Origin of the sequence: Nonomuraea sp. NPDC049784 (assembly GCF_040659615.1) — a bacterium.
Lineage (GTDB): Bacteria > Actinomycetota > Actinomycetes > Streptosporangiales > Streptosporangiaceae > Nonomuraea.
On the sequence record NZ_JBFAMX010001226.1, the window covers coordinates 1 to 1,322 of the forward strand.

Annotated in this window: 1 protein-coding gene; it reads left to right on the top strand. The window is 72.0% G+C overall.

All coding sequences use genetic code 11. The annotated features are described in order from the left end of the window. Window positions 1-160: 160 nt before the first annotated feature. Window positions 161-1,322, top strand: a 1,162-nt coding sequence (locus AB0J09_RS64945; protein ID WP_360714489.1) for a molybdopterin-dependent oxidoreductase, incomplete at its 3' end; no start/stop codon positions are given.

Genomic DNA, 1,322 nt, shown 5'->3' on the forward strand with positions numbered 1-1,322 from the left:
GGCTGGAGCAGGCCAGGGCCGGCGCCCCGCCTGGTGACGCGTACGTGCGCATGCTGAACGTGATGGGCGAGGCCAGCCTGTGTGCGTTCGGCCGCCGGCTGCCGCATGCGGTGCGGAGCCTGGCGCGTGCCTATGGGGATCGCCTGCGGGGGTGGGGCGGATGAGGCTCACGGTGGACGGCGTCGTCGTCGATCTCGCGGGGGAGGCGACGGTGCTGTCCGCGGTGCGGGTCGCGGGCGTCGATCTGCCCACGCTCTGCCATGACGACCGGCTGACGCCCGTGGGTTCCTGCCGGGCCTGCCTGGTACGCCTCGACGGGCGCGTGGTGGCGGCCTGCGTGACCCCCGCGGTGGACGGTGCCCAGGTGCGCGTCGAGGAAGAGGACCTGAGCCGGTTGCGTCATGACGCCGTGGAGCTGATCGTCTCGGCGCTTCCGCCTTATGCGCTGGAAGGCGATGGCGAGCTGGCACGGGTGTGCCGATCCCTGGGCCTCGGGCCGGAAGCCGCTCAGGGCGGTGCGGGAAGGGGCCGGGACCACACGCATCCGTTCGTCCATCTCGACCGGGATCTGTGCATCGCCTGTGGTCGCTGCGTGCGCATGTGCGCCGAGGTGCAGGGTACGTTCGCGCTCACGCTGGTGGGACGTGGCTCGGAAACCGTGGTCGCGCCGGGCACCGGTGGCGCGTGGGTGGACTCGGATTGCGTCGCGTGCGGAGGGTGCGTGGACAGCTGCCCCACCGGCGCTCTCACCGAGCCGGGGTTGCCGATCGGGACTCATCTGGCCGCGCTCACCCGCACGCGTACCACCTGTGGATACTGCGGCGTGGGCTGCGCCCTGGACGTGCTGACCCGTGACGGCGAGGTCGCCGGGGTACGGCCGGCCAAGGACGGCCCGGTCAACCGGGGACACGCCTGCGTCAAGGGTCGGTTCGCCCACGGATACCTGCGCTCTCCGGAGCGGCTCACGCAGCCTTTGCTGCGCCGCCGTTCCGGACTGGAGCCGGTGAGCTGGAACGAGGCGCTCGACCACATCGCCCGCGGGCTACGAGCCGCCGTGACCGAGGCGGGCCCCGACGCGGTGGCGGCGATCTCCTCGGCCCGAGCCACCAATGAGGAGAACTACCTGATCCAGAAGTTCATGCGGGTCGTCATCGGCACCAACAACGTCGACAACTGCTCGCGGCTGTGCCATTCCCCGTCGGCCGCCGGACTGACCGCCGCATTCGGCCTGTCGGGAGGCACCGACGCCTTCGAGGACGTGGAGCGGGCCGACTGCCTGCTCGTGGTGGGCGCGAACCCCGTCGATGCGCAGCCGCGCCCCG